This window comes from Arthrobacter sp. 001422645, from assembly GCF_059816125.1.
Map to the genome: position 1 here is coordinate 18,571 of NZ_JCBANT010000006.1, position 17,674 is coordinate 36,244.

Genomic DNA, 17,674 nt, shown 5'->3' on the forward strand with positions numbered 1-17,674 from the left:
CTCCCCGCTGTGGTAATTTGAGAGGGCAAACAATCCTTTTTTAATTCCGTCCCGTGAGGCGGGGAAAGGGGAGACGAGCGTTGACTTCTGTTCCAGAAGCACCGGTTCCAGCCAAGGTTGTACTCACCCGAGTGGTACTCAGCCAGGCGGACATCGACCGTGCACTCACTCGTATCGCCCATGAGATCCTCGAGTCCAATAAAGGCTCCCAGGACCTGGTCCTGCTGGGCATCCCGCGCAGGGGCTACCCCCTCGCCGTCCGGCTCGCCGCCAAAATTGCCGCCGCCGATCCCACCGTGGACCCCGCCGCGATCGTCGGCCAGCTGGATGTGACCATGTTCCGCGACGATCTCTCGCACCAGGCCATGCGCCCGCCGTACCCCACCCAGCTGCCGCGCACCGGCATCGACAACAAAGTCGTGGTGCTGATCGATGACGTCCTGTATTCGGGCCGGACCATCCGGGCCGCCTTGGACGCCATCATCGACCTGGGCCGGCCGCGCATCGTCCGCCTCGCGGTGCTGATCGACCGCGGCCACCGGGAACTGCCCATCCGCGCCGACCACGTCGGCAAGAACCTCCCCACATCCTCCGCCGAGAAAGTCCGGGTCCGGCTCGCTGAAACCGACGCGGTGGACGGCGTGCCCGTCAATGAAGTGGTCATTGAGGCCACCGCATGAGGCACTTGCTCTCCACGGAAGACCTGAGCCTGTCCAACGCCGTCCGCATCCTCGACACCGCCGAGGAAATGGCGGCCGTGGGAGAGCGTGAGGTCAAGAAACTACCCACGCTGCGCGGCCGCACGGTGGTCAACCTGTTCTTCGAGGACTCCACACGCACCCGGATCTCCTTCGAGGCCGCCGCTAAACGGCTCTCCGCCGACGTCATCAACTTCGCGGCGAAGGGCTCCTCGGTCTCCAAGGGCGAATCCCTGAAAGACACGGCCCAGACGCTCTCCGCGATGGGGGCCGACGCCGTTGTCATCCGGCACTGGGCCTCCGGCGCCCCGCACCGGCTCGCCGCCACGGACTGGATCGACGCCGCCGTCATCAACGCCGGCGACGGCACCCACGAACACCCCACCCAGGCGCTGCTGGATGCCTTCACGATGCGCCGGCACTGGTCGAAGCTGGCCGGCACCCCGTCCGCCGGCGCGGACCTCACGGGGATGCGGGTCGCGATCGCCGGGGACGTGCTGCACTCCCGGGTGGCCCGCTCCAACGTCTGGCTGCTGCGCACCCTCGGTGCCGAAGTCACCCTGGTCGCCCCGCCGACGCTGCTGCCGATCGGCGTCGAAAAGTGGCCGTGCACTGTCAGCTACGACCTCGACGAGACCCTTGCCAAGGGCGTCGACGCGATGATGATGCTGCGCGTCCAGGGCGAACGGATGAACGCCTCCTTCTTCCCGACCACGCGTGAATACTCTCGCCGCTGGGGCTTCGATGACAACAGGCTCCGTGCCCTGGACGGCCTGGGCCTGAAAGACACGATCATCATGCACCCGGGACCGATGAACCGCGGCCTGGAGATCTCGTCCGCCGCGGCTGATTCGCCGCGCTCCACGGTGCTGGCACAGGTCCGCAACGGTGTGTCCATCCGGATGGCGGCCCTCTACCTGCTGCTCTCCGGCGATACCCGCGAACCGGCGGGCCACGCCGACAACACCCGATTCCACACCGCAGAGAACACCTCCGCCCATGCCCCCAAGGAGAGCCACTAATGGCATCACAGCAACAGGACGCAGGCACCGGCGCCTACCTGATCCGCGGCGCCGCCATCCTCGGCGGGGCCCCCGAGGACCTTTTGATCCGCGACGGGATCATCGCTGAACGCGGGCAGAACCTGTCCGCCGACGGCGCAACAGTCATTGAGGCCGCCGGGCTCGTCGCCCTGCCCGGCATGGTGGACATCCACACCCACCTGCGTGAACCCGGCCGCGAAGACGCCGAAACGGTCGAGACCGGCACCCGCGCCGCGGCTCTGGGCGGCTACACGGCCGTGCACGCGATGGCCAACAGCACCCCGGTCGCGGACACCGCCGGCGTCGTCGAACAGGTCCTCACCCTGGGCCGCACCGCCGGCTGGGTGGACGTCCGCCCGGTGGGCGCCGTCACCGTCGGCCTGGCGGGGGAGCAGCTGGCCGAACTCGGTGCCATGGCGGACTCCCGCGCCCACGTGCGGGTGTTCTCCGACGACGGCATCTGCGTCCACGACCCCGTGCTCATGCGCCGCGCGCTGGAATACGTCAAGGCGTTCGACGGCGTGGTGGCCCAGCACGCGCAGGAACCCCGGCTCACCGCCGGCGCGCAGATGAACGAAGGCGAAGTCTCTGCCGTCCTCGGCCTCACCGGCTGGCCCGCCGTCGCCGAGGAAAGCATTATCGCCCGCGATGTGCTGCTCGCCCAGCACGTCGGCTCGCGGCTGCACGTCTGCCACGTCTCCACCGCAGGATCCGTGGAGATCATCCGCTGGGCCAAATCCCGCGGCGTCAACGTCACGGCCGAGGTCACCCCGCACCACCTCTGGCTCACGGACGAACTCGCCCGCAGCTACGATCCCGTCTACAAGGTCAACCCGCCGCTGCGCACCGACGCCGATGTGCAGGCCCTGCGCGCCGCGCTGGCTGACGGCACGATCGACGTCGTCGGCACCGACCACGCCCCGCACCCCAGCGAACACAAGGAATGTGAGTGGGCCCAGGCCGCCATGGGCATGACCGGGCTGGAAACTGCACTGTCCGTAGTGCAGCACACCATGATCGAAACCGGTCTGATGGGCTGGGCCGACTTTGCCCGGGTCACCTCCACCGCCCCGGCCGCGATTGGCCGGTTGGAGGACCAGGGCCGCCCGCTCGAGGCCGGCGAACCCGCCAACGTCACACTCGTGGACCCGGCTGCGCGCTGGACCGTGGACCCTTCTAAGATGGCAACCATGGGACGCAACTCTCCGTTTGCCGGCCGGGAACTGCCCGGCAAGGTGGTGGCCACGTTCTTCAAGGGCCACCCCACCGTCCTCGACGGCAAACTCAACACCCCGTACCGCTGGCTCCCCGAGGCACCGGATCCCGCCAGGAACACCGGCACCGCAGCGGCGGGCCGCAACTGATGGTCAAGGAACTCTCTTTGATCTTCACGCTGGTCCTGATCGGCGTCGCACTGGCCCTGATCTGGTTCGGCTGGCGGAACCGGCTGCGCCGCCAGTCCGACGTCGACCCCCTGCCCGCGATCCCCGCGGAACTGGGCACCGCCGTGGCAGTCGCCGACGGGCAGTACGTCGCCTCCACCACTGCCGGTGACTGGCTGGACCGCATCGCCGTCCACAACCTGGGCATCCGGACCAACGCCGAGCTCAGCGTGCACCCCGAGGGCGTGCTTTTCGACCGCGCCGGCGCCGGCCCGGTCTTTATCCCGACCGCCAGCCTCACCGGCGTGCGGCAGGAAAGCGGCATGGCCGGCAAATTCGTCGAAAAAGACGGACTGCTGGTGGTCAGCTGGATGCTCGGCAGCCGTGAACTGGATTCCGGCTTCCGCACCCGCCACGCCGACGACAAAACCACCCTCCTCAACGCCCTGCAAGATTTGATCCCCGCGGCCCCTCAGGCCAATGCCGATAGTGGAAAGTAACAACGTGACGGACCCCAACCAAATGACATCTTCCGCAGCAGCCTCCACCCCGGCGGCCCTCGTCCTCGAGGACGGCCGGATCTTCCGCGGGACCAGCTATGGCGCCACCGGAACCGCCCTCGGCGAAGCCGTGTTCGCGACCGGCATGACCGGCTACCAGGAAACCATCACGGACCCCTCCTACGCCCGGCAGCTGGTGGTCCAGACCGCCCCGCACATCGGCAACACCGGAGTCAACAAGGACGACGCCGAGTCCCGGCGGATCTGGGTGGCCGGCTACATTGTCCGCGACGCCGCCCGACGGCCCTCGAACTGGCGCTCCGAACGTCCCCTGGACGACGAGCTGCTGGAACAGGGAATCGTCGGCATCCAGGGCGTGGACACCCGCGCCATCACCCGGCACCTGCGCGAACACAAGACTATGCGCGCCGGCATCTTCTCCGGCGACGCGGTCCGCGCCACGGACAAGGAACTCGTGGACACCGTCCTGGCGAGTGCCCCGATGGAAGGCTCACGCCTGGCCGAGGAAGTCAGTGTGGACGAGGCCTACACCGTGGAACCCAAGGACTGGGGCTGGGACGGCGAGCCGCGCTTCAGCATCGCCGCCATCGACTTGGGCATCAAGCGGATGACCCCCATCCGGTTCGCCGAGCGCGGCGTCCGCGTGCACGTCCTGCCGGCCACCGCCACGCTGGCCGATGTGCAGGCGGTCAATCCCGATGGCTTCTTTATGTCCAACGGCCCGGGCGACCCCGCCACCGCCGACAACCAGGTCAAGCTGCTCCGCTCCGTCCTGGACGAGAAAATCCCGTACTTCGGGATCTGCTTCGGCAACCAGATCCTGGGTCGCGCCCTGGGCTTCGGCACCTACAAGCTGCGCTACGGCCACCGGGGCATCAACCAGCCGGTGATGGACCGCCGCACCGGCAAGGTGGAGATCACCTCCCAGAACCACGGCTTCGCCGTCGACGCCCCGCTCGACGGCGCCACGCAGGCTCCCGAGGAGCGCTTCGGCCGCGTCGAGGTCAGCCATGTGAGCCTCAACGACGACGTCGTCGAGGGCTTGTCCTGCCTCGACATCCCGGCCTTCTCGGTCCAGTACCACCCCGAGGCCGCCTCCGGGCCGCACGACGCCGCCTACCTCTTCGACCGCTTCATCGAGCTGATGGCGGACACTGCTTCTTCAAAGACAAAGACTGCCACCGAATCCAAGACTGAGGACAAGAAGTAATGCCCAAGAGAACTGACCTTAAGAGCGTCCTGGTCATCGGGTCCGGTCCGATCGTGATCGGCCAGGCCGCCGAATTCGACTACTCCGGCACCCAGGCACTGCGCGTCCTCAAGGAGGAGGGCCTCCGCGTCATCCTCGTCAACTCCAACCCGGCCACCATCATGACCGACCCGGAGTTCGCGGACGCCACCTACATCGAGCCGATCACCCCCGAGGTGGTCGAGAAGATCATCGCCAAGGAACGCCCGGACGCGGTCCTGCCCACCCTCGGCGGCCAGACCGCGCTGAACACCGCGATTGCGCTGGACAAGAACGGCGTGCTGGAGAAGTACAACGTCGAACTGATCGGCGCCAACATCGCCGCGATCGAGCTCGGCGAGGACCGCGAAAAGTTCAAGGGCGTTGTGGAGCGCTGCGGCGCGGAATCGGCCCGCAGCCACATCATCCACACCATCGATGAGGCCCTCGCCGCCGCCGAGGACCTCGGCTACCCGATGGTGGTCCGGCCCTCCTTCACCATGGGCGGCCTCGGCTCCGGCCTCGCCTACGACGAGAACGACCTCCGCCGGATCGTCGGCCAGGGACTGCAGTACAGCCCCACCAGCGAAGTGCTGCTCGAAGAGAGCATCCTCGGCTGGAAGGAATACGAGCTCGAGATGATGCGCGACAAAAACGACAACGTCGTGGTGGTCTGCTCCATCGAGAACTTCGACCCGGTGGGCGTGCACACCGGCGACTCGATCACCGTCGCCCCGGCCCTGACCCTGACGGACCGCGAATACCAGCGCCTGCGCGACATCTCCATCGCCGTCATCCGCGAAGTCGGCGTCGACACCGGCGGCTGCAACATCCAGTTCGCCGTCGAACCCGACACGGGACGCGTCGTCGTGATCGAAATGAACCCGCGCGTTTCCCGCTCCTCCGCGCTGGCGTCCAAGGCCACGGGCTTCGCGATCGCCAAGATCGCCACGAAGCTTTCCCTCGGCTACACCCTGGATGAGATCCCGAACGACATCACCCAGAAGACCCCGGCGTCCTTCGAGCCCACCCTGGACTACGTCGTGGTGAAAGTCCCGCGCTTCGCCTTCGAGAAGTTCCCGGCGGCGGACCCCACGCTCACCACCACCATGAAGTCGGTGGGCGAGGCCATGGCCATGGGCCGCAACTTCACCGAGGCCCTGCAGAAGGCCCTGCGGTCCCTCGAGCAGAAGGGCTCCCAGCTCGACTTCAGCCACGTCCCGGAATGGGAAGTCGCGGAGCTGATCGAGAAGTCCAAGCGGCCCACCACGGACCGCCTGCACCAGGTCCAGCGGGCCCTGCTGGGCGGCGCCACCGTGGAGCAGCTCTTCGAAGCGACCAAGATCGACCCCTGGTACCTGGACCAGCTCCAGCTGCTGAATGAAATCTCGGTCGAAATCCGCAAGGCCTCCGCCCTGACCCCGGAGATGTTGACCCGCGCCAAGCGCCACGGCTTCTCCGACGAGCAGATCGGCGCCCTGACGCACAACTCCGAGGACGTCGTCCGCGGCGTCCGGCAGGCCCTCGGCATCCGCCCGGTGTACAAGACCGTGGACACGTGCGCCGCCGAATTCGCCGCATACACGCCGTACCACTACTCGTCCTACGACGAGGAGGACGAGGTGGCGCTGCACGCCAAACCGTCCATCATCATCCTCGGTTCCGGCCCCAACCGGATCGGCCAGGGCATCGAGTTCGACTACTCCTGCGTGCACGCCTCGATGGCACTGCGCAAGGCCGGCTACGAGACCGTGATGGTCAACTGCAACCCCGAGACCGTCTCCACCGACTACGACGTCTCCACCCGGCTGTACTTCGAACCGCTCACGCTGGAGGACGTGCTCGAGGTCATCGCGGCCGAGGAGCGCACCGGCGGCGTGATGGGCGTCTTCGTCCAGCTCGGCGGCCAGACCCCGCTCAAGCTGGCCCAGCAGCTCGCCGACGCCGGCGTGCCAATCCTCGGCACCTCCCCGGAAGCGATCGACCTCGCCGAGCACCGCGGTGCCTTCTCGCGGGTCCTCGACAAGGCCGGGCTCATCTCGCCGAAGAACGGCACCGCCGTGTCCTTCGACGACGCCAAGAAGATCGCCGACGAAATCGGCTACCCGGTGCTGGTCCGGCCGTCCTACGTGCTCGGCGGCCGCGGCATGGAGATCGTCTATGACGAGCCCAACCTTTCCCGCTACATCGCCAACGCCACGGAGATCACCCCGGACCACCCGGTGCTGATCGACCGCTTCCTCGAGGACGCCGTCGAAATCGACGTCGACGCCCTCTACGACGGCACCGAAATGTACCTCGGCGGCATCATGGAGCACATCGAAGAGGCCGGCATCCACTCCGGCGACTCCGCCTGTGTGCTGCCGCCCATCACCCTGGGCAACAACGTGCTGGAGCGCGTCCGTACCGCCACGCTGGCGATCGCCGAGGGCGTCGGTGTCCGCGGCCTCATCAACATCCAGTTCGCCCTGGCCTCCGACGTCCTCTACGTCCTGGAAGCCAACCCGCGGGCCTCCCGCACCGTGCCGTTCGTCTCCAAGGCGACCGGTGTGCAGATGGCGAAGGCTGCCGCCCTGATCGGCACCGGCGTCACCATCAACCAGCTCCGCACGGCGTACAAGATGCTCCCGGAAACCGGAGACGGCTCCACCCTGCCGCTGGATGCCCCGGTCTCGGTCAAGGAAGCCGTGCTGCCGTTCAGCCGCTTCCGCACCCCCGAGGGCAAGGTGGTCGACTCCCTGCTCGGACCGGAAATGCGCTCCACGGGCGAGGTCATGGGCATCGACAAGCACTTCGACACCGCGTTCGCCAAGAGCCAGGCCGCCGCCAATAACGCGCTGCCCACCGAAGGCAAGATCTTTGTCTCCGTGGCCAACCGGGACAAGCGCTCGGTCATCATGGGCGTCAAGCGGCTCTCGGACCTGGGCTTCGAGATCGTCTCCACCGGCGGGACCGCCGATGTGCTGCGCCGCAACGGTATCCAGGCCACTCCGGTCCGGAAGGTCGCGGAAGGTTCCAGCGCCGAAGGGGAGGGCACCATCGCCGATCTCGTCGTCGCCGGTGAGATCGACATGGTCTTCAACACCCCCTCGGGCGGCGAAGCCCGCAGCGACGGCTACGAACTGCGCGCCGCCGCGACCTCCATCGGCATTCCGTGCATCACAACGGTGGCCGAGTTCAACGCCGCCGTCCAGGCCATCGAGGCGCTGCGCACCTACGAATGGTCGGTCACGAGCCTTCAGGAGCACGCTGCGGCACTGTTTGCCTCGCAAGCGCAGCAGAACGCAGGCCGGCAGACCGCGGCCCAGCAGAACACAGGCACGAACGCGGTTACGCAGAATGCCTGAGGCCGTAACCGCGGACACGGCCGGCCGGGAGTCTTTCGGCTCCCGGCTGGGCCGGGCCATGGCGGACCGCGGTCCGTTGTGCGTCGGAATCGACCCGCACCCGGCGCTGCTTCACAGCTGGGGGCTGAACGACGACGTCGCCGGCCTGGAACGCTTCTCACTCACCGCGCTGGAGGCGGTGGCGTCGCTCGCTGCCGCGGTCAAACCCCAGGTGGCGCTGTATGAACGGCACGGCTCGGCAGGTATGGCCGTGCTGGAACGAGTCCTCGCCGCGGCTGCGGAAGCCTCGGTCCTGACCATTGCCGACGCCAAGCGCGGCGACATCGGCTCCACCATGGCCGCTTACGCCGACGCCTGGCTGCGGGACGGTTCCGCCCTGGCGGCCGACTCGGTCACGCTGAGCCCGTACCTGGGCTTCGAATCGCTCCGGCCGGCCCTGGACCTCGCGGCGCAGACCGGGCGCGGCGTCTTCGTCCTGGCGCTGACGTCCAATCCGGAGGGAGCCTCCGTCCAGCACGTTGGCGGCGCGGATTCCGTGGCCCGCCGGATCGTCCGGGCGGCAGCTGCGGAGAACGAAAGGTATGCGGGGGCGCTGGGCTCAACCGGCCTCGTTGTTGGCGCAACCGTCGGCTCCGCGCTCACCGACCTGGACCTGGACCTCGCAGCCGTGCGCGGCCCGATCCTGGCCCCTGGCCTCGGCGCGCAGGGCGCAACGGCTGCGGACCTGCGCCACACCTTCGGCAGCGCGTACGGCCAGGTGCTCGGGACCTCCAGCCGGGACATTCTCGGCGCCGGCCCGCGGATCCAGGGCCTGAGCGACGCCGCGCAGCGGACCCTCGAGGAGCTGCGCTCGGCCTAAGGGCATCTGTCCGGGCTCGATCGTCGCGTGCCGCAGCCACCCATTGGACGCAAGTGGCCGCTAAGATCTCCGTCTTAGCGGCCAATTGTGGCCAATGGCGGCGTTGGGGCTGGGGGCCGGGCCGACGCCGGGAGTGCTCCGTATGGCCAGACCTTTGGACAAGCTGGAGCCGGGCCATTCGTCCATTGATTTCTTCGGTATCCAGACGGTAGGTTCAGGACAAGTCCGCGGTACCGGCCGGGGCGATGTCAGGCCCCGTCCGGCCGGGCCGTTTGTGCGGTCCGTCTGACAATGCAGGGAGGCATTCAATGAGTTTGCGACCCCTCACTCCGCAGGAGCGTGCCGACGCCTTGAACAAGGCCGCCGCCGCCAGAACCACCCGGGCCGACGCCAAGGACCGCTTGAAATCCGGGAAGCTGAGCATCGCGGAATTGCTCAAGGCAGGGGAGAGCGACGACGCGATCGCCCGTATGAGGATTGTCGAACTGCTGGAGGCGCTGCCTGGAATCGGTCGGGTGCGTGCCGCGGCGATCATGGACCAGCTGGGGATTGCCGCATCACGCCGGGTCCGGGGCCTGGGAATTCACCAGCGCCGCGCGCTGGTAGATTTTATAGACGACAAACAGCCCGGTCCGCCGCGCTGACTCCAAACCCGCCCAAAGGAATATGTGAGCAACAAACCGGGACTGACAGTCCTCGCCGGCCCGACGGCTGTTGGTAAAGGCACCGTGTCCACCTACATCCGGGACAACTATCCCGGCGTCTGGCTTTCCGTCTCGGCGACCACCCGCCCGGCGCGCCCGGGCGAGATCGACGGCGTCCACTACTTTTTCAAGTCGGCCGAGGAATTCGACGCCCTGGTCGAGAACGGCGAACTCCTGGAGTGGGCCGTGGTCCACGGCCGCAACCGCTACGGCACGCTCCGCAGCACCGTCGACGCCGCGATCGCCGACGGCCGGTCGGTGCTCCTGGAGATCGACCTGCAGGGTGCGCGGCAGGTCAAGAAAGCCGTCCCGGATGCCCAATTCGTGTTCCTGGCGCCGCCCACCTGGGACGAAATGGTCCGCCGCCTGGTGGGCCGCGGCACGGAAACAGCGGAAGAACAGCAGCAGAGGCTGGAAACCGCTAAACTAGAACTTGCCGCTGAACCGGAGTTTGACCACACTGTCATCAATGATGACGTTCGTCGGGCAGCGGACGAGCTTGTTTCACTCATGGGGCTGACCCCGAACCCACGCTAGGCGCCGGGACGTATCGGCCCGTTAGAATTTGGAGAATTCGTGTCCACGAACCTTGAAGGCATCATCAACCCGCCGATCGACGAGCTGCTGAAGGCTGCCGACTCGAAGTACGGACTGGTGATTTTCGGCGCCAAGCGCGCACGTCAGATCAACGCCTACTACGCCCAGTTGCACGAGGGCCTGTTCGAGTACGTCGGCCCGCTGGTCGACACCAAGCTGAACGAGAAGTCGCTCTCCATCGCGTTGCGCGAAATCAACGAAGGCAAGCTCGTTTCCACGCCGATCGAACCTGCAGAGTAATTCCGCAGACGCAGACGGAGGTCACGTGCGCATAGTCCTCGGAGTCGGGGGAGGGATAGCCGCCTACAAGGTGGCGTCGCTCCTCCGGCTTTTTACTGAAGCCGGCCATGACGTCACCGTCATCCCCACGGAGGCCGCGACCCGCTTCGTTGGCGTCGCCACGTGGGAAGCGCTGTCCGGGCATCCGGTCAGCAACAGCGTCTTCGACGACGTGCACACCGTCAACCACGTCCGCCTCGGCCACGAAGCCGAGCTGATCGTGGTGGCCCCTGCCACAGCCGACCTGCTGGCGCGCGCCGCCACCGGCCAGGCCAACGACCTCCTGAGCAACACCCTGCTGATGGCCGGCGACTGCCCGGTGCTGATGGCCCCGGCCATGCACACCGAAATGTGGCAGCACCCGGCAACCCAGGCCAACGTCGAGACTCTCCGCAGCAGGGGCGTCACCGTGCTGGAGCCCGCCTCCGGCCGGCTGACCGGATCCGACTCCGGACCGGGCCGGCTGCCCGAACCCGAGGCCATTTTCGAAGCTGCCCTCGCCCTCGCCGGTGCGCCGACGGTGCCCAACTCACCGGACGTTCCGGCGCCCGACGCCGCACCCTCCTCGCCGGCGCCCGGCCGTCCGCTGGCCGGGCTCACCGTCACGATCAGCGCCGGCGGCACACGCGAGCCACTGGACCCCGTCCGGTTCCTCGGAAACCGCTCCTCCGGCAAGCAGGGCGTGGCGCTGGCCGCCGCCGCCCGCGACGCCGGTGCCAGGGTCCGGCTGCTGGCCGCCCACATGGACGTTCCGCCGCCGGCCGGCGTCGACGTGATCAGGGTGGAGACCGCCCTGGAACTCCGCAAAGCCGCCCTGCACGCCGCCGCCGATTCCGACGTCATCATCATGGCCGCCGCCGTCGCGGACTTTCGCCCGGCGGATGTCGCCGGCACGAAGATCAAGAAGCGCGACGACGTCGCCGATCCCGTCATCACGCTGGTCCGGAACCCGGACATCCTGCGCGAACTCGTCGAGGTCCGGGACGCGGCCTCCCGCACCCAGCTGATCGTGGGCTTCGCGGCCGAGACCGGCGACGCCGACGGCGACGTCCTGGACTATGCCGCCGCCAAGCTGCGCCGCAAGGCGTGCGATCTGCTGGTGGTCAACCATGTGGGTCTGGACAAGGTCTTCGGCGAGGACACGAACTCCGTAGTCATCCTTTCCCGCACCGGCTCCGAACCCCAAGAGGCGTCGGGTTCCAAATCCGACGTTGCGGCTGCCGTGATCGACCGCATCAGCGCCGAGCTGAGCCGGGTTGTCCCGCCGGCCTGAGCCTGGCGTAAGCAACGTCTCCTTAGCACGGGGACACACGCCGCCGGACGTCCGTTTTCCAACCAGTAAGGTAGTTGAGTGACTTTACCGCTGCACATCCCCGACTTCCACGGGTCCACGCCCGCCTCGCTCCGGCTGTTCACGTCCGAGTCGGTGACCGAAGGACATCCCGACAAGATCTGTGACCAGATCAGCGATGCCATCCTCGACGCGCTGCTGGCCAAGGACCCCGAGTCCCGGGTCGCCGTGGAGACGCTGGCCACCACCGGGCTGGTCCACGTCGCCGGCGAGGTCACCACGGACGCCTACGTCGAAATCCCGCAGATCGTCCGGGAGACCATCCTGGGCATCGGGTACGACTCCTCGGCCAACGGCTTCGACGGCGCCCGCTGCGGTGTGTCCGTCTCCATCGGTCAGCAGTCCAACGACATCGCGGGAGGCGTCTTCAACTCGCTCGAAGCCCGCGAAGGGCGCCAGGAGGACGACTACGACCTCCAGGGCGCCGGCGACCAAGGCCTCATGTTCGGCTACGCCAGCGACGAGACCCCCTCCTACATGCCGGTCCCGATCTGGCTTGCGCACCGGCTCTCCGAGCGGCTGACCGAAGTCCGCAAGAACGGCGAGCTCGCCTACCTGCGCCCCGACGGCAAAACCCAGGTCACCGTAGGCTACGACGGCGACCGGCCTGTCTCGGTCGAGACCGTCGTGATTTCCAGCCAGCACGCCGAGGGTGCCAGCCTGGACCAGCTCCGCGCCGACCTCGCCGCCCACGTGGTGGACCCGGTCATGGCGCTGTCCAACCTCGACATCTCGCGGACCAGGAACATCCTGAACCCGGCCGGCGCCTTCGTCATCGGCGGCCCGGTGGGCGACGCCGGCCTCACCGGCCGCAAGATCATCGTTGACACGTACGGCGGCATGGCCCGGCACGGCGGCGGCGCCTTCTCGGGCAAGGATCCGTCCAAGGTGGACCGCTCGGCGGCGTATGCGATGCGCTGGGTGGCCAAGAACGTTGTGGCGGCAGGCCTCGCGAAGCGCGCGGAAATCCAGATCGCCTACGCGATCGGCCAGGCCCGCCCGGTGGGAACCTACGTCGAGACCTTCGGTACCGAGACCGTGGATCCGGCCAGGATCAGCGCCGCGATCGCCGAGATCTTCGACCTGCGCCCGCGGGCGATCATCGATGCCCTCGACCTCAAGCGTCCGATCTACGCCAAGACCGCGGCACACGGCCACTTCGGCCGCGAGGACCCCGACTTCACGTGGGAGCGCCTCGACCGCGTGGACGAGCTGAAGGCCTTCTTCAACGCCTGAGGCGTCCGCCGGCGCCAGCTCGAAACCTCGAAACAAGGTCACTGTCCTGAATTGCCACGCTGTTGAATAGTCGCGGTGGTGACTTAGTGTCACTGCCCTGTGATGTGCTGTAGCCAGGCCGCCGGTAACGGCGGCCTGGCTCTTCTTTGTTGAGCCGGCCACCACGTGACCGGCGCTGAACTGTTGCTGAAGGGAGGACCCGGGCGATGAGCCAGTTCCATGGCGCCGCGGCGTCGGACGAGCCTCTGCAGCTTTCGCTGCTCCACGGCTTTCCCTCCACCGCGGCCGCAGCAACCGGCCCCGCCCTGGCTGCCCGGCTCCCGGTGGCCCGGGTGCGGCTGGAATCCTCCCTCCCACACCTTGACCGGCCCTTCGACTACAGCGTGCCCGCCACGCTGGATACGGCTGCTCAGCCCGGTGTCCGGGTGAAGGTGAAGTTCAACGGCCAGGAACTTGCCGGATACCTCATGGACCGGGTGGCGGAGTCCGATGCCGGCCACCCCCTCGTGCCACTGCACAAGGTGGTCTCTCCCGTTCCCGTGCTGGTGCCTGCCGTCGCCGAACTCGCCGCACGTGTGGCAGCGCGGTATGCCGGCAGCGTCAGCGACGTGCTGCGTGTGGCCGTGCCGCCGCGGATGGCGAAACTCGAGAAGGACCTTGCGCCTGAGGGTGTCCTGGATCCGGCTCTCTTCGCTGATGACGCCGCCGGGGCCGGAGCGTCCATCCCCGCCGGCCTGGAATCCTCCGGCTGGGCCTCCTACCGCAACGGCCCGGCCTTCCTGCAGCACCTTAATGCAGGTGAGTCGCCGCGGGCCGTGCTCAGCGCGCTCCAGGGTTTCGGGGCCGGAGGCTGGCCGCGGCTGATCGCCGAGGCCGTGGCCGCCGTCCGCCTGTCCGGCCGCGGCGCCGTCGTCGTCGTGCCCGACTACCGGGACCTGGACCGGGTGGAAGCGGCCCTCCTGCAGCTCCTGCCTGCCGGGGACATCGCCCGGCTCACCGCCGACGACGGCCAGACACCGCGCTACCGCAGCTTCCTGCGAATCCTCAGCGGCGCAGCCGGGGTGGCTGTCGGCACCCGGTCCGCCGCGTACGCGCCCGTCCATCATCTCGGTCTTGTGGTCTGCTGGGACGACGGCGACGATCTGCACATCGAGCAGCGCTCACCGTATGCCCACTCCCGCGAAGTCCTGCTGCTGCGCGCCGAACAGGAGGGCGCAGCGTGCCTGCTCGCCGGGCACACCCGGAGCACCGAGGCGCAGCGCCTCGTCGAGGCAGGCTGGGCGCGTCCCGTGGAGGCGGACCGCTCCGTGGTCCGCCGGAACGTTCCGCGGGTACTGAACACCGCTGACAGCTACGAACTCGAACATGATCCGCTGGCCAGGATCGCCCGGCTGCCGGGCGCCGCCTGGCGTGCCGCGAAGGACGGTCTGGAACGCGGCCCGGTCCTGGTCCAGGTGGCGCGGGCGGGCTACGCGCCGTCGCTTGCCTGCGAGAACTGCCGTGAACCGGCGCGTTGCCCTGCCTGCAGCGGGCCACTCGCCATCGCCGGGGCCACCGGGAGCTCCGCCGTGCCGCAGTGCCGCTGGTGTTCGACGCCGGCCGCCGCTTGGCGCTGCACCACGTGCAACGGGGTCCGGCTCCGGCGCGGCGCCACGGGGGCCCTGCGCACGGCCGAGGAGCTGGGCCGCGCCTTCCCGGGCAAGCCGGTGATCACCTCGTCCGGGGACCGGGTGCTGGCCACGGTTCCTGACTCGAAGGCCTTGGTGGTGGCCACCGTCGGCGCGGAACCGGTCGCGGCCGGCGGCTACGCGGCGGCGCTGCTGCTCGACGGCGATTCGCTGTTGCGCCGCGAAAACCTGCGGGCGGGGGAGGACGCCGTCCGGCGGTGGTTCAACGCGGCCGCCCTGGTCCGCCCCGCGGGCGACGGCGGCCTGGTGGTCATCACCGCGGACGACGCTAGCGGCGTGGGCGCCCTGCTGCGCTGGGACCCTGCCGGCTACGCCCAGCGGGAACTGTCGCTGCGCCAGGAGCTCCAGCTGCCCCCGTCCGTCCGGGTCGCGTCCATTACCGGCGGCCGAACCGCCGTCGGGCATTTCAGCCAGGCCGTTGAGCAGCAGCTGGCTGCGCAGGGCATCGTGTTGCGCACAGCTGGCCCGGCCCCCCTCGTGCTGGCCGCTGCCCCCGGCCAGGCAGGAACCCAAGGGAAAGCAGCGGGTACCGCCGAGGAGGACGTCCGGACGCTGCTGTTCATCCCCTACGGCCAGGCCGCGCACGTCACGAAGGTGCTGCGGGCGGTCAAGGTCGCCGCGGCCGCCAAACGCACCGACGACCCCGTGCAGCTGCGGCTCGACGGTGTGGACGTGCTCTAAGGGTCCGCGGGCCGGCTACTTCCGGCCCTGTCCCTTCGCCTTACCCGCGCGGCGTGCGCGCAGCGCCACGGCCTCGTCCGCGACGGCCAGCAGCCGGCGGGCGGACTCATCCCAGCTGAAGTCCGCGGCGCGCTCCACCGAGCGGCGGGAACGGGCCTTCCACAGGTCCGGGTCCTCCAGCGTCCGGACCGCCGCAGCGAACTCCGTTGGCGAATCCGGATGGACGTAGCTGACGGCGTCGGCGCCCACCTCGCGGAAGATCGGAATGTCGCTGGCGATCACCGGGGTGCCGTGGGACATGGCTTCCACGAGGGGCAGGCCGTAACCCTCCGCTTTGGACAGGCTGATCAGGGCCGTGGTGCGTCCCAGCATGGCCTCGTACTCGGCGTCGGTCACGCCGTTGTGGAAGACGATGTCCGCGCCCGCCGGCGCCAGGGCTTCGAGTTCCGCCCGGCGCTCCGGGGTGATCCGGCTGAGCAGGTGCAGGCTCATGTCGGGGAGTTCCGCCATGCCACGGACCATGGTCTCCACGTTTTTGTACGGCATGAACGAGCCCATGTAGAGCAGCGTCTTGTCCGCTCCCGCCCCGGGGTCCCGCGTCGTGTGGCCGTGCTGCGGGGCGTTGCCCACGATCCGGACCGGACGCCGGGTGAGCCGGTACTTCGAGATCAGGGCGGCGGTGGTGGAGCTGATGGTGGCGACGACGTCGGCCCGGTTCAGCAGGAGTCGCTGCGGCCAGAACGCCTTGTGGTACAGCCGCCAGAGGACCCGGACCGGGGCCGGCAGGAAGCCGGGAGGGGCCGGGTGCTCGTAGTAGATCAGGTCGTGCAGGGTCAGCACCAGGGCGTACTTGCGTCCCCAGCTGCCCATGGTCTGCATGGGGCACACCACCACATCGGCGCCGAGTTTGTTGACCTTCCCGGCGATGAACAGCTCGGCCGGTGACAGCGGGCTGTTGACCAGCGTGTAGGGCACGTCCGGCAGCATGGCGAGCTGGCGGACATCGCTGATCAGCATGGAGACGTCGGCGATTTTGGCCGTGGCAGCAATCAGGCTGGCGCCGTAGCGGCTGATGCCGTCATGGTGGTCCAGCCGGGTGAAACGGGCATCGATAAGGATTTTCACGCGGAGTGGTCCTTCAGGAAGCGTCGGATGAAGCCCGCGGCGGGTTCCGGGGTCTCGTAGTGGATCAGGTGGCCCACGCCCGGGATGACGTCAAGGTGCGCGTCCGGCAGCAGGGCCAGCAGCGTGTGCTGGTCCGGCAGCGTCGCGATCTCGTCCTTTTCCCCGGCGATCAGCAAAACGGGAAGGGTGAGGCTGCGGGCGACGTCGGCGACGTTTCCGCCGACGGAGGCCTTGAATGCCTCCAGCAGGCTCTCCCGGTCCGCGAACACGGAGAAGTATGCGCTGTGCTGGGCATGCACGAAACGACGCAGCTGCTTGTCTTTGGTCTTCGCCATCGTCTCGCTCATGACCCGGACGATCAGCTGGCTGCGCAGCAGGCCGTGTCCCAGCCGGCGGGGGAGACGTGCCGCGGCCTCGTAGTACAGGACGGCGAGTTTGGTCATGAGACCCTTGGGCCCCTCGAGGGCCGGAGCAGCGATCGGGTTGACCAGGATCAGCTCCGAGACGGTTCCGGGGTGGGCTGCCACGAAGTAGCTGGCGACAATCGAGCCGAAGGAATGCCCCAACAGGACGGTGTCCGGGCCCAGGCCTAACGCCGCCATGAAGTCCGAAACGAACCGGACGTAGCTCTCGACGCTGTGTTCGGCGCCCGGGAAGGCGGCCGAACGGCCGAAGCCGGGCAGGTCCGGCATGATGAGCCGCATCTCCGGGAGCTGGTCGGCCACCCGGAGCAGGCCGTGGTGGTCGCCGCGGAAGCCGTGGATGACCAGGATGGTCCGCGTCTCCGGGGTCACGCGGAGCGGCTCATAGCTCCAATAGGCCACCCTGGCGCCGCCGAGGACCACCTCGGCGGCGCGGGTGCGGGCCTCCAGCCCGTCGCTGAACAGGGGAGTGCCGGGGGAGGGCTCGGTGGCCACGTTGTCCATTCGATGGAT

General features: G+C 68.4%; 15 protein-coding genes. 13 read left to right on the plus strand and 2 right to left on the minus strand.

Annotation, left to right across the window (positions count from 1 at the left end):
* Positions 1-80 precede the first annotated feature (80 nt).
* From pyrR to AC6EUH_RS08350, 13 genes are all read left to right on the plus strand, one after another.
* Positions 81-680: a bifunctional pyr operon transcriptional regulator/uracil phosphoribosyltransferase PyrR gene (pyrR, locus tag AC6EUH_RS08290; protein ID WP_056429587.1), complete on the plus strand. Its 600-nt coding sequence runs from the start codon at positions 81-83 to the stop codon at positions 678-680.
* Positions 677-1,720, plus strand: coding sequence for an aspartate carbamoyltransferase catalytic subunit (locus tag AC6EUH_RS08295; RefSeq protein WP_499738332.1), 1,044 nt, complete (start codon positions 677-679; stop codon positions 1,718-1,720). Before pyrR ends, AC6EUH_RS08295 begins: the two co-directional genes overlap by 4 nt.
* Complete coding sequence (locus tag AC6EUH_RS08300) at positions 1,720-3,105, plus strand: dihydroorotase (RefSeq protein ID WP_499738333.1); 1,386 nt, start codon at positions 1,720-1,722, stop codon at positions 3,103-3,105. Before AC6EUH_RS08295 ends, AC6EUH_RS08300 begins: the two co-directional genes overlap by 1 nt.
* Positions 3,105-3,623 (plus strand): PH-like domain-containing protein, encoded by a 519-nt coding sequence (locus tag AC6EUH_RS08305; protein WP_499738334.1) that lies wholly within the window; start codon positions 3,105-3,107, stop codon positions 3,621-3,623. The genes AC6EUH_RS08300 and AC6EUH_RS08305 overlap by 1 nt, the downstream gene beginning before the upstream one ends.
* On the plus strand, positions 3,604-4,854 hold the full coding sequence (gene carA / locus AC6EUH_RS08310) for a glutamine-hydrolyzing carbamoyl-phosphate synthase small subunit (RefSeq protein ID WP_056429580.1): 1,251 nt from the start codon (positions 3,604-3,606) through the stop codon (positions 4,852-4,854). The genes AC6EUH_RS08305 and carA overlap by 20 nt, the downstream gene beginning before the upstream one ends.
* Entirely contained in the window at positions 4,854-8,219 is a 3,366-nt protein-coding gene (gene carB / locus AC6EUH_RS08315) for a carbamoyl-phosphate synthase large subunit (protein WP_499738335.1), read from the plus strand. The genes carA and carB overlap by 1 nt, the downstream gene beginning before the upstream one ends.
* Entirely contained in the window at positions 8,212-9,078 is an 867-nt protein-coding gene (gene pyrF, locus AC6EUH_RS08320; protein ID WP_056429577.1) for an orotidine-5'-phosphate decarboxylase, read from the plus strand. The genes carB and pyrF overlap by 8 nt, the downstream gene beginning before the upstream one ends.
* Before the next feature lie 308 nt (positions 9,079-9,386).
* Positions 9,387-9,722: an integration host factor, actinobacterial type gene (gene mihF, locus AC6EUH_RS08325; protein WP_056429575.1), complete on the plus strand. Its 336-nt coding sequence runs from the start codon at positions 9,387-9,389 to the stop codon at positions 9,720-9,722.
* A 24-nt stretch (positions 9,723-9,746) separates the two neighbouring features.
* Complete coding sequence (gene gmk / locus AC6EUH_RS08330; RefSeq protein ID WP_056429573.1) at positions 9,747-10,319, plus strand: guanylate kinase; 573 nt, start codon at positions 9,747-9,749, stop codon at positions 10,317-10,319.
* A gap of 39 nt (positions 10,320-10,358) precedes the next feature.
* On the plus strand, positions 10,359-10,619 hold the full coding sequence (gene rpoZ, locus AC6EUH_RS08335; RefSeq protein WP_011692102.1) for a DNA-directed RNA polymerase subunit omega: 261 nt from the start codon (positions 10,359-10,361) through the stop codon (positions 10,617-10,619).
* A 25-nt stretch (positions 10,620-10,644) separates the two neighbouring features.
* Positions 10,645-11,931: a bifunctional phosphopantothenoylcysteine decarboxylase/phosphopantothenate synthase gene (locus AC6EUH_RS08340; RefSeq protein ID WP_499738336.1), complete on the plus strand. Its 1,287-nt coding sequence runs from the start codon at positions 10,645-10,647 to the stop codon at positions 11,929-11,931.
* A gap of 78 nt (positions 11,932-12,009) precedes the next feature.
* On the plus strand, positions 12,010-13,245 hold the full coding sequence (gene metK, locus AC6EUH_RS08345) for a methionine adenosyltransferase (RefSeq protein WP_056429569.1): 1,236 nt from the start codon (positions 12,010-12,012) through the stop codon (positions 13,243-13,245).
* 206 nt (positions 13,246-13,451) lie between these two features.
* On the plus strand, positions 13,452-15,614 hold the full coding sequence (locus tag AC6EUH_RS08350; protein ID WP_499738337.1) for a primosomal protein N' family DNA-binding protein: 2,163 nt from the start codon (positions 13,452-13,454) through the stop codon (positions 15,612-15,614).
* Positions 15,615-15,629: 15 nt separating this feature from the next.
* Here AC6EUH_RS08350 and AC6EUH_RS08355 read toward each other — a convergent pair whose 3' ends face one another.
* Positions 15,630-16,739: a glycosyltransferase family 4 protein gene (locus AC6EUH_RS08355; protein WP_499738338.1), complete on the minus strand. Its 1,110-nt coding sequence runs from the start codon at positions 16,737-16,739 to the stop codon at positions 15,630-15,632.
* A complete protein-coding gene (locus AC6EUH_RS08360) occupies positions 16,736-17,665 on the minus strand; it encodes an alpha/beta fold hydrolase (RefSeq protein ID WP_499738339.1) in 930 nt (309 codons plus the stop codon). The genes AC6EUH_RS08355 and AC6EUH_RS08360 overlap by 4 nt, the downstream gene beginning before the upstream one ends.
* Between the last annotated feature and the right edge of the window lie 9 nt (positions 17,666-17,674).